20 protein-coding genes and 4 tRNA genes are annotated in these 24,950 nt (G+C 61.5%); 22 read left to right on the top strand and 2 right to left on the bottom strand.

Annotation, left to right across the window (positions count from 1 at the left end):
• Window positions 1-70: 70 nt before the first annotated feature.
• From gltX to T3A99_RS07495, 10 genes are all read left to right on the top strand, one after another.
• Window positions 71-1,552, top strand: a complete 1,482-nt coding sequence (gene gltX / locus T3A99_RS07540; protein WP_047229254.1) for a glutamate--tRNA ligase — start codon at window positions 71-73, stop codon at window positions 1,550-1,552.
• 146 nt (window positions 1,553-1,698) lie between these two features.
• Window positions 1,699-1,774: transfer RNA gene (locus T3A99_RS07535), tRNA-Ala, on the top strand.
• A gap of 79 nt (window positions 1,775-1,853) precedes the next feature.
• Window positions 1,854-1,929, top strand: a tRNA-Glu gene (locus tag T3A99_RS07530).
• A 53-nt stretch (window positions 1,930-1,982) separates the two neighbouring features.
• A tRNA-Ala gene (locus T3A99_RS07525) sits at window positions 1,983-2,058 on the top strand.
• A 75-nt stretch (window positions 2,059-2,133) separates the two neighbouring features.
• A tRNA-Glu gene (locus T3A99_RS07520) sits at window positions 2,134-2,209 on the top strand.
• A gap of 180 nt (window positions 2,210-2,389) precedes the next feature.
• Window positions 2,390-2,929 (top strand): TetR/AcrR family transcriptional regulator, encoded by a 540-nt coding sequence (locus tag T3A99_RS07515; protein WP_076383913.1) that lies wholly within the window; start codon window positions 2,390-2,392, stop codon window positions 2,927-2,929.
• Between the two features lie 28 nt (window positions 2,930-2,957).
• Window positions 2,958-3,791: an alpha/beta fold hydrolase gene (locus T3A99_RS07510; protein ID WP_047229252.1), complete on the top strand. Its 834-nt coding sequence runs from the start codon at window positions 2,958-2,960 to the stop codon at window positions 3,789-3,791.
• Between the two features lie 85 nt (window positions 3,792-3,876).
• On the top strand, window positions 3,877-4,326 hold the full coding sequence (locus T3A99_RS07505; protein WP_047229251.1) for an acyl-CoA thioesterase: 450 nt from the start codon (window positions 3,877-3,879) through the stop codon (window positions 4,324-4,326).
• A 247-nt stretch (window positions 4,327-4,573) separates the two neighbouring features.
• Window positions 4,574-5,533 carry a tRNA dihydrouridine synthase gene (locus tag T3A99_RS07500; RefSeq protein ID WP_047229250.1) on the top strand — a complete coding sequence of 320 codons (960 nt, stop codon included), beginning with the start codon at window positions 4,574-4,576 and terminating at the stop codon, window positions 5,531-5,533.
• A gap of 120 nt (window positions 5,534-5,653) precedes the next feature.
• Window positions 5,654-6,106 (top strand): Hsp20 family protein, encoded by a 453-nt coding sequence (locus tag T3A99_RS07495; RefSeq protein ID WP_047229249.1) that lies wholly within the window; start codon window positions 5,654-5,656, stop codon window positions 6,104-6,106.
• Between the two features lie 75 nt (window positions 6,107-6,181).
• Here T3A99_RS07495 and T3A99_RS07490 read toward each other — a convergent pair whose 3' ends face one another.
• Entirely contained in the window at window positions 6,182-9,460 is a 3,279-nt protein-coding gene (locus T3A99_RS07490) for an EAL domain-containing protein (protein ID WP_047229248.1), read from the bottom strand.
• 69 nt (window positions 9,461-9,529) lie between these two features.
• A complete protein-coding gene (locus T3A99_RS07485; RefSeq protein ID WP_047229247.1) occupies window positions 9,530-10,420 on the bottom strand; it encodes a LysR family transcriptional regulator in 891 nt (296 codons plus the stop codon).
• A 155-nt stretch (window positions 10,421-10,575) separates the two neighbouring features.
• Here T3A99_RS07485 and leuC point away from each other — a divergent pair, with 155 nt between their 5' ends.
• The 12 genes from leuC (at window position 10,576) to T3A99_RS07425 (ending at window position 24,855) form a co-directional block, all read left to right on the top strand.
• Window positions 10,576-11,994: a 3-isopropylmalate dehydratase large subunit gene (leuC, locus tag T3A99_RS07480; RefSeq protein ID WP_076383915.1), complete on the top strand. Its 1,419-nt coding sequence runs from the start codon at window positions 10,576-10,578 to the stop codon at window positions 11,992-11,994.
• A gap of 11 nt (window positions 11,995-12,005) precedes the next feature.
• Complete coding sequence (gene leuD / locus T3A99_RS07475; RefSeq protein ID WP_047229245.1) at window positions 12,006-12,650, top strand: 3-isopropylmalate dehydratase small subunit; 645 nt, start codon at window positions 12,006-12,008, stop codon at window positions 12,648-12,650.
• Window positions 12,651-12,798: 148 nt separating this feature from the next.
• Window positions 12,799-13,563: a class I SAM-dependent methyltransferase gene (locus T3A99_RS07470; RefSeq protein WP_076383916.1), complete on the top strand. Its 765-nt coding sequence runs from the start codon at window positions 12,799-12,801 to the stop codon at window positions 13,561-13,563.
• Window positions 13,564-13,614: 51 nt separating this feature from the next.
• Window positions 13,615-14,697: a 3-isopropylmalate dehydrogenase gene (gene leuB, locus T3A99_RS07465; protein ID WP_047229243.1), complete on the top strand. Its 1,083-nt coding sequence runs from the start codon at window positions 13,615-13,617 to the stop codon at window positions 14,695-14,697.
• Between the two features lie 54 nt (window positions 14,698-14,751).
• Entirely contained in the window at window positions 14,752-15,864 is a 1,113-nt protein-coding gene (gene asd / locus T3A99_RS07460; RefSeq protein WP_047229242.1) for an aspartate-semialdehyde dehydrogenase, read from the top strand.
• Between the two features lie 250 nt (window positions 15,865-16,114).
• Window positions 16,115-17,125, top strand: a complete 1,011-nt coding sequence (locus T3A99_RS07455) for an aspartate-semialdehyde dehydrogenase (RefSeq protein WP_076383917.1) — start codon at window positions 16,115-16,117, stop codon at window positions 17,123-17,125.
• A 208-nt stretch (window positions 17,126-17,333) separates the two neighbouring features.
• Complete coding sequence (locus tag T3A99_RS07450; protein ID WP_322834175.1) at window positions 17,334-19,898, top strand: FimV/HubP family polar landmark protein; 2,565 nt, start codon at window positions 17,334-17,336, stop codon at window positions 19,896-19,898.
• A 304-nt stretch (window positions 19,899-20,202) separates the two neighbouring features.
• On the top strand, window positions 20,203-21,027 hold the full coding sequence (truA, locus tag T3A99_RS07445; RefSeq protein WP_047229296.1) for a tRNA pseudouridine(38-40) synthase TruA: 825 nt from the start codon (window positions 20,203-20,205) through the stop codon (window positions 21,025-21,027).
• Window positions 21,028-21,089: 62 nt separating this feature from the next.
• The gene (locus T3A99_RS07440) at window positions 21,090-21,713 is read left to right on the top strand and encodes a phosphoribosylanthranilate isomerase (protein WP_092400407.1); all 624 of its coding nucleotides are present in this window, start codon (window positions 21,090-21,092) and stop codon (window positions 21,711-21,713) included.
• Between the two features lie 265 nt (window positions 21,714-21,978).
• On the top strand, window positions 21,979-22,899 hold the full coding sequence (gene accD / locus T3A99_RS07435) for an acetyl-CoA carboxylase, carboxyltransferase subunit beta (RefSeq protein WP_047229238.1): 921 nt from the start codon (window positions 21,979-21,981) through the stop codon (window positions 22,897-22,899).
• Window positions 22,896-24,203 carry a bifunctional tetrahydrofolate synthase/dihydrofolate synthase gene (folC, locus tag T3A99_RS07430; protein ID WP_274090755.1) on the top strand — a complete coding sequence of 436 codons (1,308 nt, stop codon included), beginning with the start codon at window positions 22,896-22,898 and terminating at the stop codon, window positions 24,201-24,203. Before accD ends, folC begins: the two co-directional genes overlap by 4 nt.
• Window positions 24,187-24,855 (top strand): SPOR domain-containing protein, encoded by a 669-nt coding sequence (locus T3A99_RS07425; protein ID WP_047229236.1) that lies wholly within the window; start codon window positions 24,187-24,189, stop codon window positions 24,853-24,855. The genes folC and T3A99_RS07425 overlap by 17 nt, the downstream gene beginning before the upstream one ends.
• The last annotated feature ends 95 nt before the right edge of the window (window positions 24,856-24,950 follow it).

Below are 24,950 nucleotides of genomic sequence, written 5' to 3'. Positions count from 1 at the left end.
CGCCCACCATCGCCTGTTACCATTCGCCCCCTGTTTCATCTTCGCTTTTATATTCTTTCCGAGACATGCCATGACCACCGTCCGCACCCGCATCGCGCCTTCGCCCACTGGCGATCCCCATGTCGGCACCGCTTACATCGCTTTGTTCAACTATTGCTTTGCCAAGCAGCACGGCGGTGAGTTCATCCTGCGGATTGAGGACACCGACCAGCTGCGTTCGACCCGCGAGTCCGAACAGCAGATCTTCGACGCCCTGCGCTGGCTGGGCATCGACTGGAGCGAAGGTCCGGACGTTGGCGGCCCGCACGGTCCTTACCGCCAGAGCGAGCGCGGTGACATCTATCAGCAGTACTGCCAGCAACTGGTAGACATGGGGCACGCCTTCCCGTGCTTCTGTACCGCCGAAGAGCTGGACCAGATGCGCGCCGAGCAGATCGCTCGCGGCGAGACCCCACGCTACGACGGCCGCGCGCTGCTGCTGTCCAAGGAAGAAGTCGCCCGTCGTCTGGCCGCCGGTGAGCCCCATGTGATCCGCATGAAGGTGCCGACCGAAGGCGTCTGCGTGGTGCCGGACATGCTGCGCGGCGATGTCGAGATCCCGTGGGATCGCATGGACATGCAAGTGCTGATGAAGACCGACGGCCTGCCGACGTATTTCCTGGCGAACGTGGTCGACGATCACCTGATGGGCATCACCCACGTCTTGCGCGGTGAAGAGTGGCTGCCGTCGGCGCCGAAACTGATCCTGCTCTACGAATACTTCGGCTGGGAACAACCGCAGCTGTGCTACATGCCACTGCTGCGTAACCCTGACAAGAGCAAGCTGTCCAAGCGCAAGAACCCGACGTCGGTGACCTTCTACGAGCGCATGGGCTTCATGCCTGAGGCGATGCTCAACTACCTGGGGCGCATGGGCTGGTCGATGCCGGACGAGCGCGAGAAGTTCTCGCTGCAGGAAATGGTCGAGCACTTCGACCTGTCGCGGGTGTCGCTGGGTGGTCCGATCTTCGATGTCGAGAAACTCTCCTGGCTCAACGGTCAGTGGTTGCGTGACCTGCCGGTGGAGGAGTTTGCTGCGCGTGTACAGAAGTGGGCATTCAACCCTGAGTACATGATGAAAATCGCTCCCCATGTGCAGGGCAGGGTGGAGACGTTCAGCCAGATCGCACCCCTGGCCGGCTTCTTCTTTGCCGGCGGCGTGACCCCGGATGCGAAGCTGTTCGAGTCCAAGAAGCTTTCCGGTGATCAGGTGCGCCAATTGATGCAACTGATCCTGTGGAAGCTCGAAAGTCTGCGTCAGTGGGAAAAGGACAGCATCACCGCGACCATCCAGGCCGTGGTCGAATCGCTGGAGCTGAAACTGCGTGATGCCATGCCGCTGATGTTCGCCGCCATTACTGGCCAGGCCAGCTCGGTGTCGGTGCTCGATGCCATGGAGATCCTTGGCCCGGACCTGACCCGTTTCCGTCTGCGCCAGGCCATCGATCTGCTCGGTGGTGTGTCGAAGAAGGAGAACAAGGAGTGGGAAAAACTGCTGGGCGCGATTGCCTGAGTGCTCGATGAGGCAGGACATACCCCGGTTTTCCGGGGTTTGTCGGTAAGTGATTGTTATCCCGGCAAAAAACTTTCAAATTTGTTGAAAATAAATTTGACAGCCCTCGGATACGCCCTTAAGATTCGCCCCGTCCTCAGCGATGAGGGGCTATAGCTCAGCTGGGAGAGCGCTTGCATGGCATGCAAGAGGTCGACGGTTCGATCCCGTCTAGCTCCACCAATTTACACTTCAAGGCCTGGCCACACCGGTCTTGAAGCGATCAACACTCAGCGTTGATCAGTTGTATAGAAGGGTTTGCGTCCCCTTCGTCTAGTGGCCTAGGACACCGCCCTTTCACGGCGGTAACAGGGGTTCGAGTCCCCTAGGGGACGCCAGTTTTACAGAAGCGATGTTGCAAGACGTCGCTCCGCCGCGAGGCGAAAAATCCGGGGCTATAGCTCAGCTGGGAGAGCGCTTGCATGGCATGCAAGAGGTCGACGGTTCGATCCCGTCTAGCTCCACCAATTACAGGTTCAAGGTTTGGCCACACCGACCTTGAATCGATCAGTTCTCAGCGCTGATCAAGTTAGAAGGTTTGTGTCCCCTTCGTCTAGTGGCCTAGGACACCGCCCTTTCACGGCGGTAACAGGGGTTCGAGTCCCCTAGGGGACGCCACGATTACCCGCTCTGCGGGATTTTATAAGGGTCATTCAATTCTTGAATGGCCCTTTTGTTTGTCTGGCGTTCGGCCAATCTTCAATTCCTTTAACGATGCTTCTGACCAGCGGTCAAAATTTCCGCTTGCGGAAAATTATTACATGGATAATATTTCAGTCGTAATATTCGGAGGTAACGATGAGCGATAAAAAAGCGCAAACCCGCGAACGCATACTCAAGGCCGCCAGTGCTGCGCTGATTCAGCGGGGTCCGGCCGAGCCGAGTGTCGGCGAAGTGATGGGCGCCGCCGGGCTGACAGTGGGCGGCTTCTATGCCCACTTCGAAAGCAAGGATGCCTTGATGCTCGAGGCATTCAAGCAACTGCTCAGCCAGCGTCGTGGCTTGATCGCTGACATGGATGCCGAGCTGAGCGGTGAGGAGCGGCGAACCCTGGCAGCCGCGTTCTACCTGTCGCGCAAGCACCGTGATACCACCGATCTGGCCTGCCCGATCCCGGCATCGGTCGGCGAGCTCGGGCGGCTGCCGGATGAGTTTCGTGAGGTGCTCAATGAGCATATTGAGCTGATGGTTGCGCAGTTGGCGGCCAGCCCGGAAGACGCCGACAAGGCCTTGGCTGACATTGCCCTGATGGTCGGCGGCCTAGCCTTGGCGCGAGCGTTGGGCCCGGGAGAGTTATCGGATCGGTTGCTGCGCGCTGCCAAGTCGGCGGTGCGATGAGCTAAGGCGCAAGCCCTGGAGATGAGCGATGAACAGGTTTAGCTGGATTCGTGGCGTCAATGGCACGCTGGGATGGGTGGCTCCGGGCCTGGTGGCGAAGAAGATGCGATCGCTGTTCATGCGTCCCCGGGACTTGCCGCCAAGGGATTGGGAGCTGCCATTGCTGGCGACCTCCGAGCGCATCACCTTACGCTTCGGTCTGTCCGCCTTGCGTTGGGGCAAAGGTCCGACCGTCTTGTTGATGCATGGCTGGGAAGGGCGACCCACGCAATTTGCCGCGCTGATCACGGCGCTGGTAGGTGCCGGCTACACGGTGGTGGCGTTGGACGGCCCGGCCCATGGCCGCTCACCTGGGCGCGAGGCCAATGTCCTGCTGTTTGCCAGGGCCATGCTCGAAGCCGCGGCGGAGTTACCACCTCTGCAAGCCGTGGTTGGGCATTCCATGGGTGGTGCCAGTGCCATGCTCGCGGTTCAGCTGGGGTTGCGGACCGAGACTCTGGTCAGCATTGCGGCGCCTGCGCGCATTCTTGGCGTGCTGCGTGGGTTCGCCCGGATGATGGGGCTGCCGCCCAAGGCGCGATCGGCCTTCATTCGCCAAGTGGAAAACGATGTGGGCATGCCGGCTTCGAGGATGGATGTCGCCCATTACCAACTGGACGTGCCCGGGCTGATTGTCCATGCCGAGGACGACACCTTCGTTTCGGTCAAGGAATCGCAACTGATTCACGAAGCCTGGTTCGACAGCCGCTTGCTGCGCTTGCCGCAGGGCGGCCACCAGCGGGTGCTGGCCGATCCTCGCGTCATTGATGGCGTGTTATCCCTGCTGGCCGGGCGCAGTCTGCAAGCACGGCAATCGGCTTGATCTGTGGGAGCAAGGCTTGGCCGCGATGGCGGTCAAGCTCGGATCCGTTACACTGGCCCCCACCAAATTCGACTGGGAGAGGGGCATGGGCTGGGATCGGGCAACGCCGTTCATTATTGATCTTCAAGTAAATGCTGAAGACATCGACGGGCTGGGCCACGCCAATAACGCGGTATACGTCACCTGGCTTGAGCGCTGTGCCTGGCGCCATTCCCAGCGCCTGGGGCTGGATCTGGTGGAGTATCGGCGGCTGGACCGGGCCATGGCGGTTGTGCGTCATGAGATCGATTACCTGGCGGCGGCCTACGAAGGTGACGAGCTGCAACTGGCTACCTGGATCGTCGACTGGGATCAGCGATTGAAGATGAATCGGCATTTCCAGCTGATTCGCCCCAGCGACAACACCACGTTGCTGCGCGCCCAGACCACCTTTGTTTGCATCGAACTGTCCACTGGCAGGCCCAAGCGCATGCCGCCGGAGTTCATCGAGGGTTATGGTCCTGCGCTGATGACATCCGGCATTCTCATAGACTGACCCAGCGCTATCGCGAGCAAGCTCGCTCCCACAGGGATCTGTGGTGGATGCAGAATCTGTGAACACGCGGGATCCAGTGTGGGAGCCGAGCTTGCTCGCGATGACGGCCGCACATTCGGTATCAATGCAAGCTGACCCAGCGCTATCGCGAGCAAGCTCAACTCCCACAGGGGATTGGTGGTGAATTCCGATGTTGTGGGCAAAATCCGGTAAACTGCCGCACGTTTTTCGTTGAGTGTGTTTTTCCATGCAAATTGCCCTGGCGCCCATGGAGGGGTTGGTTGACAACATCCTGCGGGACGTTCTGACCCGTGTTGGCGGTATCGACTGGTGCGTGACCGAGTTCATTCGCATCAATGACCGTCTGCTCACACCGGCCTATTTCCACAAGCTTGCCCCTGAGCTGCTGACCGGTGCCCGGACCGCTGCCGGCGTACCGCTGCGGGTGCAATTGCTGGGTTCCGATCCGGTGTGCCTGGCGGAGAACGCCGCATTGGCCTGCGAGCTGGGTTCGCAGGTTATCGACCTGAACTTCGGCTGCCCGGCCAAGACTGTGAATAAATCACGGGGTGGGGCGGTGTTGCTCAAAGAGCCGGAGCTGCTCAACGAAATTGTCGAGCACGTGCGCCGCGCGGTGCCCAGGCACATTCCCGTTACCGCCAAGATGCGCCTGGGTTTCGACAGCCCGGATGGGGCGTTGGTCTGTGCCACGGCATTGGCCGAAGGTGGCGCGGCGCACATTGTGGTGCATGCGCGGACCAAGACCGACGGCTATAAACCACCGGCCCACTGGGAGTGGATCCCACGGGTTCAGGAGGTGGTCAAGGTCCCGGTATTCGCCAACGGCGATATCTGGAGCGTTGAAGACTGGCGCCGGTGCCGCGAGATCAGTGGTGTGGAAGACATCATGCTCGGCCGCGGACTCGTTTCCCGTCCTGATTTGGCCCGGCAGATCGCTGCGGCCAGGGCCGGTGAAGAGGTGATCGAGCTGTCCTGGGCCGAGTTGCAACCGATGCTCCAGGACTTCTGGGTGCAGGTGGTCGAGCAATTGACCCCACGCCAGGCGCCCGGCCGGTTGAAGCAGTGGCTGGCGATGCTGACTCGCAATTATCCCGAAGCGGTGGAGCTGTTTACCGCCCTGCGCCGGGAAACCGACCTGGACGCGGTAGGCCATTTGCTCGGCGTGCAGCGCACCGAAGCGGCCTGAAAAAAATTTCAAAACAACCTCTTGAAAAGTTTTTGGCGGTCCCTAGATAGGGATTACGCGATGCCGAATTCGGGTCGCGGAGACAAAAAACCTTGCTGAACTTTTCAGGAGATTTGAATCATGAGTACTGCATTTTCCCTGGCCCCTCTGTTCCGTTCCTCGGTGGGCTTCGACCGTTTCAACGACCTGTTCGAAACCGCCTTGCGCAACGAACCGGGCAGTAGCTATCCACCCTACAACGTGGAAAAACATGGCGATGACGAGTATCGCATCGTGGTTGCCGCCGCCGGGTTCCAGGAAGACGACCTGGACCTGCAAGTGGAAAAAGGTGTGCTGACCATCAGCGGTGGTAAGCGCGAAGCGAGCAACGACAGCGTGACCTACCTGCACCAGGGTATCGCCCAGCGTGCGTTCAAGCTGTCCTTCCGGTTGGCCGATCATATCGAGATCAAATCCGCCGGCCTGAGCAACGGTCTGTTGAGCATCGACCTGTTGCGAGTGATCCCGGAAGAGGCGAAAGCCAAGCGCATCCCGATCAACGGGGCGCAGCAACAACCCGCGCTGCAAAACTGATGCATCGCAACTAATGAAGAAGGGCGCCATTGGCGCCCTTTTTCATTTGTGGAGCCCTCATTGCGGGCTCCTTTGTCAGGGCAACAGTCGCTCAAACGCGTCTAGCGGCAACGGCCGACTGTGCAGGTAGCCCTGGTACAAATGGCAACCCAGCCCCTGCAGGAAACTCAGTTGTTCCGGGGTTTCGACACCTTCGGCGATCACCTCCAGCTCAAGGCTGCGGGCCATGGCGACGATGGCGCGGATGATTTCGGTATCGTTGGGGTCGCTGGTGGCGTCGCGCACGAATGACTGATCGATTTTCAAGGTGTCCACCGGCAGACGTTTGAGGTAGGTCAGCGACGAATAACCGGTCCCGAAATCGTCCATGGCGAAGCTCACTCCCAATTTTTTCAGGCGACGCATCTTGGCGATGGTGTCGTCCAGGTTCTGGATCACGATGCCCTCGGTGATTTCCAGCTTGAGCATGGCGTAAGGCAGGCCATAGGTGGCGAGGCAGCTTTCGATGCGCTCGACGAAGTCGCTCTGGCGGAACTGCCGTGGGCTGATATTCACGCACAGGCTGAATTGCAGCGGATCGATCTTGCCCTTGGCGATCAGTTGTTTGAAGCCGTTGCAGGCTTCATCGAGAATCCAGGTGCCAACTTCCAGGATCAGCCCGCTGTCCTCCAGCACTTTGATGAATTCATTCGGTGATTGGGCGCCCAATTCGGGGTGATGCCAGCGCACCAGCGTTTCGGCGCCGATGATGCGGTTGTCCCGGGCGTCGACCTGAGGTTGGAAATGTACGCTGAACTCCCCGCGAGCCAAGGCCTGGCGCAGGTCGGTTTCCATGCGCAGCCGTTCGCTGGCGGCTTTTTGCATGGTGGTGTGGAACATCTGCGAGGTGTTGCGCCCCGAATCCTTGGCGCGGTACAGCGCAATGTCGGCGCGCTTGAGCAGGTCGGTGGGGGTGGAGCCATGGTCGGGAATCAGCGCCATGCCGATGCTCGGCGTGACCTGCAACCGTTGGCCATCGAGAAACATCGGCTCCGACAGTAATTCGCGCAGAGTGTCGGCCAGGTTCTGTACCTGTTGGCTGACTGCGCTGCGGGTGCCTTCCAAGCCGCTGAGCAGCACCACGAATTCGTCGCCGCCCAGCCTCGCCACGGTGTCTTCCAGGCGCACGCTGGCTTCCAGGCGTGCGGTGATGATTTTCAGCACCGTGTCGCCCACCGGGTGGCCCAGGGAGTCGTTGATGTGCTTGAAGTGGTCCAGGTCCAGAAACAGCAGGGCGCCCCGCAGGTTATGGCGCTTGAGCAAGGCGATCTGCTGGCTCAGCCGATCCATCAGTAAGGCGCGGTTGGGCAGGTTGGTCAGCGGATCGTGATAGGCCAGGTGGCGGATCTGTGCTTCGGCATTGCGCAACAGGCTCACGTCCCGGGCGGTCAGCAGCAGGCAGGCCGTCTCATTGAGCATGATCGGTTCGACCGAGACCTCCACCGTGAGGATCTCTCCGCGTTTATTGCGCCCGAGCATTTCCTGGTGATGCACCCGGCCCTTGAGCTCCAGTTCGGCCAGCAATGCCATGCGTTGTTTTTCTTCGGCCCAGATACCGACCTCGTAGACCGTATGCCCGATCACTTCGTCGGCGCGGTAGCCGGTCAGGCGGCAGAAGCCATCATTGACTTCGAGGTAGCGGCCGCTGTCGCGTTCGGTGATGGTGATCGCGTCAGGGCTGGAATGGAAAGCCTTGGCGAATTTCTCCTCGCTGGCCTTGAGGGCCGCCTCGGAGCGCTGCTGCTGGGAGATATCCCGCAGGGTGGTGACGATGCAGGGCTGGTTGCCGACGTTGATCTGGCGACTGGAAATCACGCATGTCAGCGGCTGGCCGTTTTTATGGTGGACGACGACGGCCACGTTGTTCAGGGAGCGCTCGCGTATCACCCTTTCGATGCGTTGCAGGCTGCTCCCCGAGGCGTCCCACAGGCCGATTTCGTCGGCGCTCAGGCCGATCACGTCGGTGGCTGACCAGCCGAAGGTCTGGGTGAAGCTGGAATTGATTTCGAGGAACCGGCCACTATCCTGATGAGTTACGCAGATCGGGTCGGGGCTGACCTGGAACAGGGTGGCGAATTTTTCTTCCGACGCCGCCAGGCTCTGTTCGCGTTCTACCTGGTCAGTGATGTCCAGCAAGGTACCGGCCATGCGCAGCGGGCTGCCGTCGTCATTGCGATAGAGACGTGCGCGGCTTTCCAGGTATCGGGCGCTGCCGTCCGGCATTTGTACGCGGTAGGTCAGTTGATAATTCCCCGCCGGGCCTTCCCGCAGGCTGCGGTAGGCGTTGCGCATGTTGTTGCGCTCGTCATCGGGCACCCCTTCGAAAAACGCATCGAACGACTCGTGGAACGGCTTGGGCTCCAGGCCATGCAACTGCGCCGCCCGGGCCGAGCCGTAGAGCATGCCGCTGGGAATATGCCAGTCCCAGGTGCCCAGTTGCGCCGAATCGAGGGCCAGATCAAGGCGTTCCTGGCTGTCCTTGAGGGCCTGTTCGGCGAGTTTGCGTTCGGTGGTATCGAGGAAGGTGCTCAGCAGATAAGGTTGGCCTTCCAGCTCGACCTTCTGGGCGCTGAGCAGGCCGCTGTGGATCTGACCATTGCTGGCCTGCAGTTCCACCTCCATGCTCGCCATTTCGCCGTTGGCCTTGATGATCTCAACCAGTTTTGCCCGCTGTCCGGGGTCGACCCATAGGCCCAGTTCCAGCGTCGTGCGGCCGATGATGTCGTGCAGCGGCCAGCCAAACAGACTTTCGAAATACTGGTTGGCCTCGATGATCAGCCCGTCTTCCTGGCGGGTCAGCAGCACCATATTCGGACATAGGTGAAAGAGCGTGGCGAAGCGTTTTTCCGAGTTGCGCAGTGCCTGCTCCCGTTCGCGCTGGTGCGTGATCTCCCGGATTACTCCGATCATCCGCGGGCGGCCGTGTTTGTCGGGTAATACGCTGCCGTTGATTTCCAGCCAGTGCAGGCTGCCGTCGGGCCAGACGATGCGATGGTGCATGGCCTGTTCCAGCGGCGCACCGGCCACAGCCGCATGAAAGGCGCGGATGGCCTTTGCTCGGTCTTGGGGGAGCAACAGGTCCAGATAGTCCACATCCGCCGGCAATGGCTGGCGCGGATCGAAGCCGAACAGCGCCTGGGTGCCCCGTGACCAACTGATCCGCCCGGTGTCAATGTCCCACGACCAGGCTCCCAGGCGCGCGCCGTTCAAGGCGGCCAGCAACTGGGGGGCGCTGTCCCAGCTTTGCTCGGACCGTTTCGGGTCTAGCGCCTGAATGCGCGGCAGGGGCGGGAATTGGTCAGCGGATTTGGGCATTATCTCGCGAGCCTTGGGCAATTTGGGGCGTTGGGCGCAGGCGTTTCGGCTCTATAGGAGTAGCACAACCTATGCCCTTTTCCCTGGCAGATCGATTTGTGCGTCCAGTAAGGACATGAAAGCCCGTGCAGCATTCGACAGCGTCCGTTCGGTGTGCAAGATATAGCCTAGCTGGCGACTGAGCTGTATGCCCGGCAAAGGAATGCGTGCCACCTGTTCATCGAGCATGGTGCGCGGCAGGACGCTCCAGGCTAGGCCGATGGAGACCATCATTTTTATGGTTTCCAGATAATTCGTGCTCATGGCGATGTTCGGCGTCAGGCCCTGGGCTTCGAACAGGCGTTGAACAATGTGGTGGGTAAAGGTATTGCCGCCGGGGAACACCGCCGGATGCAAGGCGATGTCTGCCAGGCTGACCGGGCCGTTGTCCAACAGCGCGTGTTCCGGCGCCACCACGAAATCCAGGGGGTCGTCCCACACCGGCGTGGCGCGTACCAGCGTGTGCGGTTCCGGGGCCAGGGTGATGACCGCCAGCTCCGCCCGGCCGTGGAGAATTTCTTCGTAGGCCACTTCCGAATCGAGGAACTGAATATCCAGCGCCACCTCAGGGTAGCGTCGGGTGAACTCCCTCAATAGAGGTGGCAGCCGATGCAGGCCGATGTGGTGGCTGGTGGCGAGCGTCAGGCGTCCGGTCACTTCACCGGTCAGGTTGGTCAGGGCGCGGCGGGTGTCATCCAGCACGTTAAGAATCTGATAGGCCCGTGGCAGAAGGGCTCGGCCAGCCTCGGTCAGGCCGACTTCTCGACCGAGCCGATCGAACAGGCGCACTTTGAGCTGTTGCTCCAGCCCGGCGATACGCTTGCTGATGGCCGGCTGGGTCAGGTGCAGGCGTTCACCGGCGCCGGAGAAACTGCCGGTCTCGGCGATGGCGATAAAGGCGTTGAGGCTGGCGAGGTCCATGGTCGTCCTGGTCGAATTCCAAATGGTTATGCAAAGCATAAAAAATATGAATTTGAGTTATTTAATGTAGCCTCATAAGATCAGCCTCACAAGCCAAGGGGTTATTGATTCACCAAGACCCAGGGCATAGAAACAAGCTGATGAGGAACCGTCTGATGGCCGGCAAAACGCTCTACGACAAGCTCTGGGATTCGCATTTGGTCAAGCAGCGCGACGATGGTTCGGCGCTGATCTACATCGACCGTCACATCATCCACGAAGTGACTTCGCCGCAAGCCTTCGAAGGCCTGCGTCTGGCCGGGCGCAAGCCGTGGCGCATCGATGCCAATATCGCGACCCCGGACCACAACGTGCCGACCACGCCGGAGCGCAAGGGCGGCATCGAAGCCATTGCCGATCAGGTGTCGCGCTTGCAGGTGCAGACCCTTGACGATAACTGTGACGAATACGGCATCGTTGAATTCAAGATGAATGACGTGCGCCAGGGTATCGTCCACGTCATTGGCCCGGAGCAGGGCGCGACCTTGCCCGGCATGACCGTGGTCTGCGGCGACTCCCACACCTCCACCCATGGTGCGTTTGGCGCCTTGGCCCACGGCATCGGCACCTCCGAGGTCGAGCACGTGCTCGCTACCCAGTGCCTGGTCGCCAAGAAAATGAAAAACATGCTGGTGCGTGTCGAGGGCAAGCTGCCGTTTGGCGTGACTGCCAAGGACATCGTCCTGGCCGTGATCGGCAAGATCGGCACCGCCGGTGGTAACGGCCATGCCATCGAGTTCGCCGGCAGCGCCATCCGCGATTTGTCCGTGGAAGGGCGCATGACCATCTGCAACATGTCCATCGAAGCCGGCGCTCGTGTCGGGCTGGTGGCCGCCGATGAAAAAACCGTGGAGTACGTCAAGGGCCGTCCGTTCGCCCCCAAGGGCGCCGAGTGGGACATGGCGGTGCAAGCCTGGAAAGACCTGGTTTCCGATGCCGACGCGCAGTTCGACACCGTGGTCGAACTCGACGCGACGCAAATCAAGCCGCAAGTCAGCTGGGGCACTTCCCCGGAAATGGTCCTGGCCGTGGACCAGAACGTGCCCGATCCTGCCAAGGAGATGGATCTGGTCAAGCGAGACTCCATCGTCCGCGCCCTGAAATACATGGGTTTGAGCGCCAACCAGGCGATCACCGACATTCAGCTGGACCGTGTGTTCATTGGCTCCTGCACCAACTCGCGGATCGAAGACCTGCGCGCAGCGGCGGTGATCGCCAAGGGCCGCAAAGTCGCCTCGACCATCAAGCAGGCCATTGTGGTGCCGGGCTCGGGCCTGGTGAAGGCCCAGGCGGAAGCCGAAGGTCTGGACAAGATTTTCCTCGAGGCCGGTTTCGAATGGCGTGAGCCTGGGTGCTCGATGTGCCTGGCGATGAACCCGGACCGTTTGGAGTCGGGCGAGCATTGCGCCTCCACCTCCAACCGTAACTTCGAAGGCCGTCAGGGCGCCGGTGGCCGTACGCATCTGGTCAGCCCGGCCATGGCCGCCGCCGCCGCCGTCAACGGCCGTTTCGTCGACGTCCGTGAATTGATCTGAAGGAGCGCAGCATGAAAGCTTTTACCCAGCACACTGGTCTTGTCGCGCCTCTGGATCGTGCCAACGTCGACACCGACCAGATCATCCCCAAGCAGTTTTTGAAGTCGATCAAGCGCACCGGTTTCGGCCCGAACCTGTTTGACGAGTGGCGCTACCTGGATGTGGGCCAGCCGTACCAGGACAACTCCAAGCGCCCGTTGAACAAGGATTTCGTCCTCAACGCCGAACGTTACCAAGGCGCCAGCGTGTTGCTGGCCCGCGAAAACTTCGGCTGCGGCTCCAGTCGCGAACACGCGCCATGGGCCCTTGAAGAGTACGGCTTTCGCAGCATCATTGCGCCGAGCTACGCCGACATCTTCTTCAACAACAGCTTCAAGAACGGCTTGTTGCCGATCATCCTGAGCGACGCTGAAGTCGATGAGTTGTTCCAGCAGGTCGAGGCCAACCCCGGCTATCAACTGCAGATCGACCTGGCGGCCCAGACCGTGACCCGTCCTGACGGCAAGGTGTTGCGTTTCGAGATCGATGCATTCCGTAAGCACTGCCTGCTCAACGGTCTGGACGACATCGGCCTGACCTTGCAGGACGGCGAGGCGATTGCCACGTTCGAGGCCAAGCACCGGGCGAGCCAGCCTTGGTTGTTTCGGGATGCTTGATTGATCTGAGATTGATGTCGTCAGTGCTGGCCCCTTCGCGAGCAAGCTCGCTCCCACAGGTGTTTTGTGAACACCATAAATCCCCTGTGGGAGCGAGCTTGCTCGCGATGGGGTCCGCCCAGGCAATAAAAAACCATAAGGACATCCCATGACCAGCACCGCCCACAGTCAGGTCGTACAAAAGCAATTCGGTGAACAGGCTTCGGCCTATCTGAGCAGTGCTGTGCACGCCCAGGGCACTGAGTTCGCCCTGCTGCAGGCTGAGCTTGCCGGGCGCGGCGAGGCCCGTGTGCTGGACCTGGGCTGCGGCGCTGGGCACGTGAGTTTCCATGTGGCGCCGCTGGCCGGTGAAGTGGTGGCCTACGACCTGTCCCAGCCAATGCTTGACGTTGTAGCTACGGCGGCAGCGGATCGTGGCCTGAGTAACATCACCACGGTGTGCGGCGCCGCCGAACGCCTGCCGTTCGCTGACGCTGAGTTCGACTTCGTGTTCAGCCGCTATTCGGCGCATCATTGGAGCGACCTGGGCTTGGCGCTGCGGGAAGTGCGCCGGGTGCTCAAGCCGGGTGGAGTGGCGGCGTTCATTGATGTCCTGTCACCCGGCATGCCGTTGTTGGACACGTACCTGCAAAGCGTTGAGGTGCTGCGTGACACCAGCCATGTTCGCGATTATTCGGCCGGCGAGTGGTTGCGCCAGGTCAGCGAGGCGGGGTTGCATACCCGCAGCACCACGCGCCAGCGTCTGCGCCTGGAGTACCAGTCGTGGGTCGAGCGCATGCGCACCCCCGAAGTGATGCGTGGGGCGATCCGTGAGCTGCAGCGATCGATGGGTGTTGAGGTGCGTGAATATTTTGAGATTGAGGCCGATGGTTCGTTCAGTACAGACGTACTGGTGCTGTGGGCCGAGCGATAGCACTTTTTCCGGCCAGTCCAAGCGCGGGCCGACAGAGCAAACGAGGAAAACATGAGCAAGCAGATTCTGATTCTCCCAGGCGACGGTATTGGCCCGGAAATCATGGCCGAAGCGGTCAAGGTCCTAGAGCTGGCGAACGACAAGTACGGCCTGGGCTTTGAACTCAGCCACGATGTGATCGGCGGCGCTGCGATCGACAAGCATGGCGTCCCCCTGGCCGATGAAACCCTGGATCGCGCGCGTGCCGCCGATGCCGTACTGCTGGGCGCCGTGGGCGGCCCGAAATGGGACAAGATCGAACGCGACATCCGTCCTGAGCGCGGCCTGCTGAAGATCCGTGCGCAACTGGGCCTGTTCGGCAATCTGCGTCCGGCAATCCTCTACCCGCAACTGGCCGACGCTTCGAGCCTGAAGCCGGAAATCGTTTCGGGCCTGGACATCCTCATCGTCCGTGAACTGACCGGCGGTATCTACTTCGGCGCCCCGCGCGGTACCCGTGAGCTGGATAATGGCGAGCGTCAGGCCTACGACACCTTGCCGTACAGCGAGAGCGAAATCCGCCGTATCGCCCGGGTCGGTTTTGATATGGCGCGGGTGCGCGGCAAAAAACTGTGCTCGGTGGACAAGGCCAACGTCCTGGCTTCCAGCCAACTGTGGCGCGAAGTGGTCGAGCAGGTGGCCAAGGATTACCCGGACATCGAACTGAGCCACATGTACGTCGATAACGCTGCCATGCAACTGGTGCGCGCGCCCAAGCAGTTCGACGTGATCGTCACCGACAATATGTTCGGTGACATCCTGTCCGATGAAGCCTCGATGCTCACCGGCTCCATCGGCATGCTGCCGTCGGCCTCCCTGGATGCCAACAACAAAGGCATGTACGAGCCATGCCACGGTTCGGCGCCGGACATTGCCGGGCAGGGCATTGCCAACCCGTTGGCAACCATCCTGTCGGTGTCGATGATGCTGCGCTACAGCTTCAGTCTCAATGACGCGGCTGATGCCATCGAGAAGGCGGTCAGTGTGGTATTGGATCAAGGTTTGCGCACGGGCGACATCTGGTCGACCGGTTGTACCAAAGTCGGTACGCAGCAAATGGGCGATGCAGTAGTCGCCGCGTTGCGTAATCTGTAATCTTTGCGGCCCACCGCTTCGACGGTGGCCCACTTTTGTATAGGTGTAGTTGCGATGAAACGTGTAGGTCTGATCGGTTGGCGCGGCATGGTCGGTTCCGTGCTCATGCAGCGAATGCTGGAAGAGCAGGATTTCGATCTCATTGAACCGGTGTTTTTCACCACCTCCAATGTCGGTGGCCAGGGCCCGTCCGTGGGCAAGGACACCGGTGCGCTCAAGGATGCCTACAGCATTGACGAGCTCAAGACCCTCGACGTGATCCTGACCTGTCAGGGTGGCGACTACACCAGCGAAGTCTTCCCGAAACTGCGTGAAGCCGGCTGGCAGGGTTACTGGATCGACGCCGCCTCCAGCCTGCGCATGCAGGACGACGCCGTGATCATTCTCGACCCGGTGAACCGCAAGGTCATCGACCAGCAACTGGACGCGGGCACCAAGAACTACATTGGCGGCAACTGCACCGTCAGCCTGATGCTGATGGGCCTGGGCGGCCTGTTCGAGGCCGGTCTGGTGGAGTGGATGAGTGCCATGACCTATCAGGCGGCCTCCGGGGCCGGCGCGCAGAACATGCGTGAACTGATCAAGCAGATGGGTGCGACCCACGCCGCTGTCGCCGATGACCTGGCCAACCCGGCCAGTGCCATCCTGGACATCGATCGCAAGGTCGCCGAGGCGATGCGCAGCGATGCGTACCCGACCGAGAACTTTGGCGTGCCGTTGGCCGGCAGCCTGATCCCGTGGATCGACAAGGAACTGCCGAACGGCCAGAGCCGTGAAGAGTGGAAGGCCCAGGCCGAAACCAACAAGATCCTCGGTCGCTTCAAGAGCCCGATCCCGGTGGATGGCATCTGCGTGCGTATCGGCGCCATGCGCTGCCACAGCCAGGCGCTGACCATCAAGTTGAACAAAGACGTGCCGATCGCCGACATCGAAGGGCTGATCAGCCAGCACAACCCTTGGGTCAAGCTGGTGCCGAACAACCGCGAAATCAGCATGCAGGAGCTGAGCCCGACCAAGGTCACCGGCACCTTGAACGTACCAGTGGGTCGTCTGCGCAAGTTGAACATGGGCTCGCAATTCGTCGGTGCCTTCACCGTCGGCGACCAGTTGCTGTGGGGCGCGGCCGAACCGCTGCGTCGCATGCTGCGGATTCTGCTCGAGCGTTGATCGGTCACTGCTGTGAAAGAACCCGTGCCTTGTGAGAGGTGCGGGTTTTTTTATGGGAACGGTGTCGTCCGTGACATCGCCATCGCGAGCAAGCTCGCTCCCACAGTGGATCTTCAGTGGCCACAACAACTGTGGGAGCGAGCTTGCTCGCGATGGGGCCAGTACAACCACTGCAAACTCCCCTGCCAATTGCCTGCATACCCCCCACCCGGTAAAGTGCCGCTCCCCACGTTTTACCTGAGGTAGACCCATGAGCCAGTCCTTTGATATTGCCGTGATCGGCGCCACCGGTACTGTCGGCGAAACCCTTGTCCAGATTCTCGAAGAGCGTGACTTCCCGATCGGCAACCTGCACCTGCTGGCCAGCAGCGAGTCGGCGGGAAGCTCGGTGATGTTTCGCGGCAAAAATGTGCGGGTGCGCGAAGTCGACGAATTTGATTTCGGCAAAGTCCAACTGGTGTTTTTTGCCGCCGGCCCGGCGGTGACCCTGAGCTTCGCCCCGCGTGCCACGGCGGCCGGTTGCGCGTTGATTGACCTGTCCGGCGCCCTGCCGCCTGAGCAGGCGCCGCAGATCGTGCCGGAAGCCAACGCCGGGCTGCTGGCGGGTCTGAGCAAGCCGTTTCAAGTCAGCAGTCCCAGTGCGTCGGCGACCGCGCTGGCCGTGGTGCTGGCGCCGCTGCGCCAATGCCTGGCGTTGCAGCGTATCAGCCTGACCGCCAGTCTCGCTGTGTCCGCTCAGGGCCGCGCCGCCGTCAGTGAGCTGGCCCGTCAGACTGCCGAGTTGCTCAATGCACGTCCCCTTGAGCCGAAATTTTTCGATCGGCAAATGGCGTTCAACCTGCTGGCTCAGGTGGGTACCCCGGACGAGCAGGGTCACACGCTGCTGGAAAAGCGTCTGGTGCGTGAATTGCGTCAGGTGCTGGAACAGCCTTCGTTAAAGATTTCCGTCACTTGCATTCAAGCCCCGGTGTTTTTTGGCGATAGCTTTAGCGTGACTGTGCAGGCAGCCGGCGCCGTCGACCTGGCGAAAGTCAACGCAGCCTTGGAGGCGGCACCCGGCATCGAGCTGGTGGAGGCGGGCGATTACCCGACCCCGGTGGGCGATGCGGTAGGGCAGGATGTAGTCTACGTTGGACGTGTGCGCGGGGGGATCGATGACCCGGCGGAACTAAATATGTGGCTGACGTCAGATAACGTACGCAAGGGCGCGGCGCTCAATGCTGTGCAAGTGGCTGAGTTGTTGATAAAAGACCTGCTGTAAAAGATACTTGGCAACAATTTGTCGAATGATTCTAGCTGGGCGCTATGCTTGGCCAGAGTGCTGAAGGCGAACCTCCCTCTCGGGGCTTTCCCCGAGCATGAGTGAAACGATCGCGCGCGCCGTTGCTTCGGGGGGCGCGCAATGCCTTACGGCAGCGGCATCAACACCTTCTCGCTGGCCGAGGAATGTTCAAACAAAGGAAGAGGCTATGGTTCAAGTTCGCAAACTGGTGTTAGCAATAGCGGCCGCCTCGGCGCTGTCCTCCGGTATGGCGCAAGCACTCGGGCTCGGGGAATTGACCCTGAAGTCGCCGCCGAACCAGCCTCTGGTCGCCGAGATCGAGCTGCTCGACGTCCAGCAATTGACCGCCGCCGAAGTCGTGCCGAGCCTGGCCTCGCCCGAGGAGTTTGCCAAGGCCGGAATCGACCGCCAGGCGTTTCTCAATGACCTGACCTTCACCCCGGTAATCAATGCCAATGGCAAGAGCGTCTTGCGGGTGACTTCCAGCCAGCCGCTGTCGGAGCCGATGGTCAAGTTTCTGGTGCAGGTGATGTGGCCCAATGGCCGTCTGCTGCGCGACTACAGCGTGTTGATCGACCCTTCCAAATTCTCCCCCCAGGCGGCTGACGCCGCCCGGACGAAGCCGTCCCAGGTCGTCTCCACGCCGGTGACGGGCGCCACCAAGCCTTCCCAATACACCACCACGCCGCGCGATACACTTTGGGAAATTGCCGCCAAGGTGCGCAACGGCGGATCGATCCAGCAAACCATGCTGGCGATCCAGGCGTTGAACCCGGACGCATTCATCAACGGCAACATCAATTTGCTCAAGACCGGCAAGGTATTGCGTCTGCCGGACCCGGTGCAAAGCACCGCGTTGCCGCAGCCCCAGGCTATCGCTGAAGTGGCTGCGCAGAATGCCGCCTGGCGTCAGGGGCGGCGGGGCGTTGCGCGTTCCGGCCAGCAGCAGTTGGACGGTACCAAGCGTGGTGGCAGTCAAGCTGCACCGGCCCAGGCGGCCGGTCGCGATAATCTGAGTCTGGTCTCCGCCGAGGCTGCGAAGGCCGGCGCCAAAGGCGCTGCCGGCGATGCCCAAGCCCTGAGCAACCAGCTCGCGGTCACCCAGGAAAGCCTCGATTCGGCTCGCCGCGACAATGAAGAGCTCAAAAGCCGCATGGCGGATCTACAGAGCCAACTGGACAAGCTGCAGCGCCTGATCGAGCTGAAGAACAATCAGCTGGCCAAAATGCAGGCTGATGGTGTCGCCGTACCGCCGCTCGATGAGTCGGCCCCGGCGATGTCGGCAGAATTGACGCCGGACCCAACGGCGCAAGCTCCTGCACCCGCGCCTGAAGCGACGCCGCCCGCGACTCCCGTGGAGCCAGCCCCGGCAGCGTCCAGCGAACAAAAGTACAACGATCTGCTGACCAATCCGATCCTGTTGGGTCTGGTTGGCGGTGGCGCGTTGATCCTGCTGTTGTTGCTGCTGTTGCTGGCCCGTCGCCGCAAGGCGCAACAGGAAGCCGAGAAGCACTTGCGCATGGCCCGAGCCCTCGAGGAGGAGGCTGATTTCTCCCCGGAGCTCGATCTGCCCCCGAGCAGCTTCGAGGGCATTGAAGTTCCACCGCCAAGCGTAAAGCTCGAACCAAAACCCGCTCCCGCGCCAGCGCCCAAGCCAGCCCCGGTGATTGCGCCCGTGATCGTCACGCCGCCGATCGCCGCGCCATTGGTGGCTCCGGCTGCCGAGCGTTCCGACGATGTGCTGGGGCAGGCCCAGTCCCACATTGATCGTGGTCGTTTGAATCAGGCGGCCGATCTGCTTGAGCAAGGCATCAAGGCCGAGCCTCAGCGCAGCGACCTGCGCCTGAAACTGATGGAAGTCTACGGTCAGCAGGGCGACCGCGACGCCTTTGTTGCCCAAGAGCGCCAACTGGTGGCCAACGGCGAAAACTATGCCCAGGTCGAACAGCTCAAAAGCCGTTTCCCGGCCATGGTGGTCGCCACCACTGCCGGTCTGGCCGCCGCGGCAGTCGCTGCCGAGCTGGACGCCCAGTACGTCAAGGATTTGCTGGAAGATACGCCGCCCACCGATGAGGAGCTCGACAGCGCCTTCGACCTGAGCCTTGAGGATCTGGAAGCCGCACCGGCAACGCCTGAGCCAGAGCCTGTCGTCGAGCTGGATGCATTCCCGTCCGATGATGACCTGGACTTCGAATCGTTGCTCAAGCAGCAGACCGAGGCCAATGAAAGCCTGGATGACCTGTCGGAGTTCGACCTTGACCTGGGTGCCGACACCCCGGCGCCGACGCCGGCCCTGGCCGACGAAGACTTCCTGCTGGACCTGGATGACGACCTCAAGGGCCTGGATGAGCCTGCCGTCCAAACCCCTGCGGTGGCCGACACCCCGTCTGACGACCTTGAGCTGCCGGAAGATTTCGACCTGTCCCTGGCCGATGAAATGGATGTGCAGGACAAACCCAAGGACGCCTTCGAGTCCGAACTGGACGATGTCAATGCCGAGCTTGAGCGCCTGTCCGACAGCCTCGCTCAGCCGACTTTCACTGCTGAAGACGCGTTGGCCAGTGCCGACGATGAGCCGGATTTCGACTTCCTCAGCGGTACCGATGAAGTGGCGACCAAGCTCGATCTGGCCCAGGCCTACATCGACATGGGTGACAACGATGGTGCCCGGGATATCCTCGGCGAAGTCCTCAGCGAAGGCGATGCCACGCAGAAGAGCGAGGCGCAGGAAATGTTGTCGCGCCTGGCCTGAGGTGATCGGGTAAACAAAAGCGGCAGCCGGTGAGGCTGCCGTTTTTGTTTGGGCTGGAGTTTAGGTTGGCTGGCGGGCCTCATCGCGAGCAGGCTCGCTCCCACAGAGGTTCTCGGGTATTCACAAATCCTGCGCCCAGCACAAATCCCTTGTGGGAGCGAGCCTGCTCGCGATGGCGCCAGTACATTCAACACATGACCACCGGTTGGACTGGCATCCCATCCCGCCGGCCTTATAATGCCCGCCTTTGCGTACTTCAGCAGGCTGTAATTCCTTGGCAAACATAGACAACCCGGCCGCCGAAATGGCGGCCGACGGCTTTTTCCGGATCGCCCTGGGCGTTGAATATAAAGGCTCGCGCTATCGCGGCTGGCAGCGCCAGGCCTCCGGTGTGGCGACGGTGCAGGAAACCCTCGAAAACGCACTGTCCAAAGTCGCTGATTCGCCCGTGTCGCTGCATTGTGCCGGCCGTACCGATGCCGGCGTGCACGCCTGCGGCCAGGTGGTGCATTTCGACACCCAGGTCGAGCGTTCGATGAAGGCCTGGGTCATGGGGGCCAACATCAACTTGCCTCACGACGTCAGTGTCAGCTGGGCCAAGGCAATGCCGGCGCATTTCCATGCACGCTTCAAGGCCATCGCCCGGCGTTATCGCTACGTGATCTACAACGACCAGATCCGCCCCGCGCATCTGAACGAAGAAATCACCTGGAACCACCGTCCGCTGGACGTCGAGCGCATGGCTGAAGCCGCGCAGTACCTGGTCGGTGTTCATGATTTCAGTGCCTTTCGCGCCGGCCAGTGCCAGGCCAAGTCACCGATCAAAGAGCTGCATCACCTGCGGGTGACCCGCCACGGCAAAATGATCGTGCTCGATATCCGCGCCAGCGCCTTCCTGCATCACATGGTGCGCAACATCGCGGGCGTGCTGATGACCATCGGTGCCGGTGAGCGGCCGGTGGAGTGGATCAAGGAAGTGCTCGAAAGCCGCATCCGGCGTTCCGGTGGCGTGACGGCGCACCCGTTTGGCCTGTACCTGGTACAGGTCGAATACCACGATGAATTCGAGCTGCCGCAGCGTTACATCGGGCCACATTTCCTCACGGGCTTCTCGGAACTCGACGGCTGACGCCCTGCGCAGCATTTGCTACCATCCGGGACTTTCACGGATTTGCCTGAGGTTTTGACGACATGCCGGCCGTTCGCAGCAAGATTTGCGGGATCACCCGCGTCGAGGACGCGCTGGCGGCGGTGGAGGCTGGTGCCGATGCCATCGGGCTGGTGTTTTATGCCAAGAGCCCGCGCGCGGTGACGGTGCAGCAGGCGAGGGCGATCATCCGGGCCTTGCCTCCGTTCGTGACCCCCGTCGGCCTGTTCGTCAACGCCAGTCGTTGTGAGCTGGGCGAGATACTCGATGCGGTGCCGTTGGCCCTGTTGCAGTTTCACGGGGACGAGGCGCCGGCCGATTGCGAGGGCTGGCATCGTCCGTACATCAAGGCGTTGCGGGTCAAGGCTGGTGATGACATCGCGGCCAGTTGCGATGCCTTTGCCGGTGCCAGTGGCATACTGCTGGACACCTATGTGGAAGGCGTTCCCGGTGGGACCGGTGAAGCATTCGACTGGTCGCTCGTGCCCCAGGGCCTGAGCAAACCGATTATCCTCGCCGGTGGGTTGACGGCGCAAAACGTGGCCGAAGCCATCCGTCAGGTTCGCCCTTACGCGGTCGATGTCAGCGGTGGGGTAGAGCAAAGCAAGGGCATCAAGGATCCGGCGAGGATTCGTGCGTTCATGGCCGCTGTACGCAGCAGCCAGTAGTCAATGTGACGGCTGGCAGACTGCCGCCGTCCATACCAGCACTGTACAAAGCAGGCAGGCGCCGCCTCCGGGTGGGCCGATAGCGTAGTGGTAGCCGCGGTGCCGCGGTTGCCGGGATGGCTGAGGAGGTTGGGCTGCACGCAGGTCATGCTTCGCGCTGATCGTGGTGGTCCCTCGACCCTCGCCGCACAATGAATTTAGCTCAAGGGCATACGCGGGACCGCGAACCAGAGCGTTCGGGTCACCGGTACTGGAGAAAGAAAGCATGAGCAACTGGTTGGTAGACAAACTGATCCCTTCGATCATGCGTTCCGAGGTGAAAAAAAGCTCGGTGCCTGAAGGTCTGTGGCACAAATGTCCATCCTGCGAAGCGGTGCTGTACCGCCCCGAGCTGGAAAAGACCCTGGACGTTTGCCCCAAGTGCAACCATCACATGCGCATCGGTGCGCGTGCCCGTATCGACATCTTCCTGGACGCCGAAGGCCGTGTTGAGCTGGGTGCCGACCTGGAGCCGGTGGACCGCCTGAAATTCCGCGACGGCAAGAAGTACAAGGATCGCCTGACCGCGGCCCAGAAGCAGACCGGCGAAAAAGACGCCCTGGTGTCCATGAGCGGCACCCTGCTGGGCATGCCGGTGGTGGTTTCGGCCTTCGAGTTCTCCTTCATGGGCGGCTCCATGGGGGCCATCGTCGGTGAGCGCTTTGTGCGTGCCGCCAACCATGCCCTGGAAAACCGTTGCCCGATGATCTGCTTTGCCGCTTCCGGCGGTGCACGTATGCAGGAAGCGCTGATCTCCCTGATGCAAATGGCCAAGACCTCCGCGGTGCTGGCGCGTCTGCGTGAAGAAGGCATTCCGTTCATCTCGGTGTTGACCGACCCGGTCTACGGCGGCGTTTCCGCCAGCCTGGCGATGCTGGGCGATGTGATCGTTGGCGAGCCGAAGGCGCTGATCGGTTTTGCCGGCCCGCGCGTTATCGAGCAGACCGTGCGCGAAAAATTGCCGGAAGGCTTCCAGCGCAGTGAGTTCCTGCTTGAGCACGGCGCCATCGACATGATCATCCACCGCCAGGAGTTGCGTCCGCGTCTGGGCAATCTGCTGGCGCAACTGATGGGCCTGCCGACCCCGAAATTCGTCGCCGCCCCCATCGAGCCGATCGTGGTTCCGCCGGTGCCAGCGAATATATGACCCAACGTACCCTGGGCGATTGGCTTGCCTACCTTGAGCAGTTGCATCCGTCAGCCATCGACATGGGGCTGGAGCGCTCGCAAGCGGTAATGTCCCGCATGGGACTGGCCAAGCCGGCGCCCCGGGTCATCACCGTTACCGGCACCAATGGCAAGGGTTCGACCTGCGCCTTCGTGGCCTCGCTGTTGCGGGCCCAGGGGTTGAGCGTAGGTGTCTACAGTTCGCCGCACCTGTTGCGCTACAACGAGCGGGTACAGATCAACGGCGTCGAAGCCTCTGACGCCGAGTTGTGCGAAGCCTTTGCTGCGGTGGAAGCCGGGCGGGGCGAGATTTCCCTTACCTATTTCGAGATGGGCACCCTGGCGGCGTTCTGGCTGTTCGCGGGTGCCGGTCTTGATGCCGTGGTGCTTGAAGTCGGCCTGGGTGGCCGGCTCGATGCTGTCAATCTGGTGGATGCGGACGTTGCGCTGGTCACCAGCATCGGTGTGGACCATACCGATTACCTGGGTGACACCCGTGAGTCCGTCGCCTTCGAGAAAGCCGGCATCTTCCGCCCGGGTGCGCCTGCGCTCTGTGGTGACCTCAATCCCCCTCAACCGTTGCTGGACAAGGTCCGCGAGTTGAGCTGCCCGTTCTTCCTGCGCGGGCGGGATTTCGACCTGGCAATGACTGAGCAGCATTGGCAATGGCGGGGCAGTGACGCCCGGGGCAATCAGGTGGAACTGCACGATTTGCCGCTGCTGGAGCTGCCGATGGAAAACGCCGCGCTGGCGCTCCAGGCCTACCTGTTGCTGGACCTGCCATGGCATGCCGGGCAAATTATCGAAGCGTTGCAAGCGACTCGCGTCGTCGGTCGTCTCGATCGTCGCCAGTTCGATTGGCACGGCAAGCGCCTGAATCTGCTGCTTGATGTCGGCCACAACCCTCATGCGGCGCAGTATCTGGCTGAGCGCCTGGCGCGGCGGCCGGTAGCCGGGCGCCGCCTGGCGGTGTTCGGGCTGCTTGGCGACAAGGATCTGGATGGCGTTGTCGATGCGTTGGGTGCTAGTGTCCAGCATTGGGCGGTAGCACCGCTGGATTCTCCGCGCTCGCGCCCGGCTGCCGAACTACGGGAAGCCTTGCAGCGTCGCGGCGCTTGCGTAGAGACTTATGACAGCGTGGCCGCGGCGCTGGAAGGGCAGTGCGCCCTGGCGACGGTCGACGATGAGATCCTGCTGTTCGGATCATTTTTTTGTGTTGCCGAGGCCCTTCAATGGCTGGCCCGGCGCTCCACGGAGGAAGCTGCAGATGGCATTGCTGGATAAGGCGTACAAGCAGCGCATGGTCGGGGCCCTGGTATTGGTGGCCTTGGCGGTGATTTTCCTGCCGATGCTGTTTTCTCGTCAGGATGAGCAGCGCCAGGTTACGGTCGACGCTCCGGCTGCCCCCCAGGCGCCGTCTGTCGCGCCCGTGCAGGTCGAGCCGGTGCTGGTGCCTGAACCTGAAGCGCTACCCCAGGAACCCGTTCCGAGCGACGAGGAACTGGCCGAGCAACCTGCGCCTTCCCTGCCGATCGAGCCTGCGCCGGCGGCGCCCGCCACGGCAGCGCCGGCTCCGAGCAAGCCGGCAGTCGCTCCAGCCCCGGCAGCACCGGTGGCCAAGCCGGCCCCGACCCAACCGATTACCCCAGCCCCGGCCAAGCCGGATACCACGCAAAGCCGCGTGGACGCCAACGGTCTGTCGGTCAGTTGGTCCGTTCAGTTGGCCAGCCTGAGCAATCGTGAGAGTGCCGAAAAACTGCAGAAAACCCTGCGCAGCCAGGGCTACAACGCCTATATCCGCACCGCCGATGGCAAGAATCGCGTATTTGTGGGGCCGCTGATCGAGCGTGCCGAGGCTGATCGGCTGCGGGACCTGCTCAGCCGCCAGCAGAACCTCAAGGGTTTTGTGGTGCGTTTTCAGCCTGAGCGCGGTTGACGGCGGTTTGCCTGATTTGAATCACACTGACAATCGCAGCTTACCGACAGCTCTGGCCTCTGCTAAAATGCGCCGCCTTATCCGTCTGTAGGCTG

Origin of the sequence: Pseudomonas sp. N-137 (assembly GCF_034555295.1) — a bacterium.
GTDB classification, from domain to species: Bacteria; Pseudomonadota; Gammaproteobacteria; order Pseudomonadales; family Pseudomonadaceae; genus Aquipseudomonas; species Aquipseudomonas rhizophila.
This window is presented reverse-complemented; position numbering and strand designations above follow the sequence as displayed.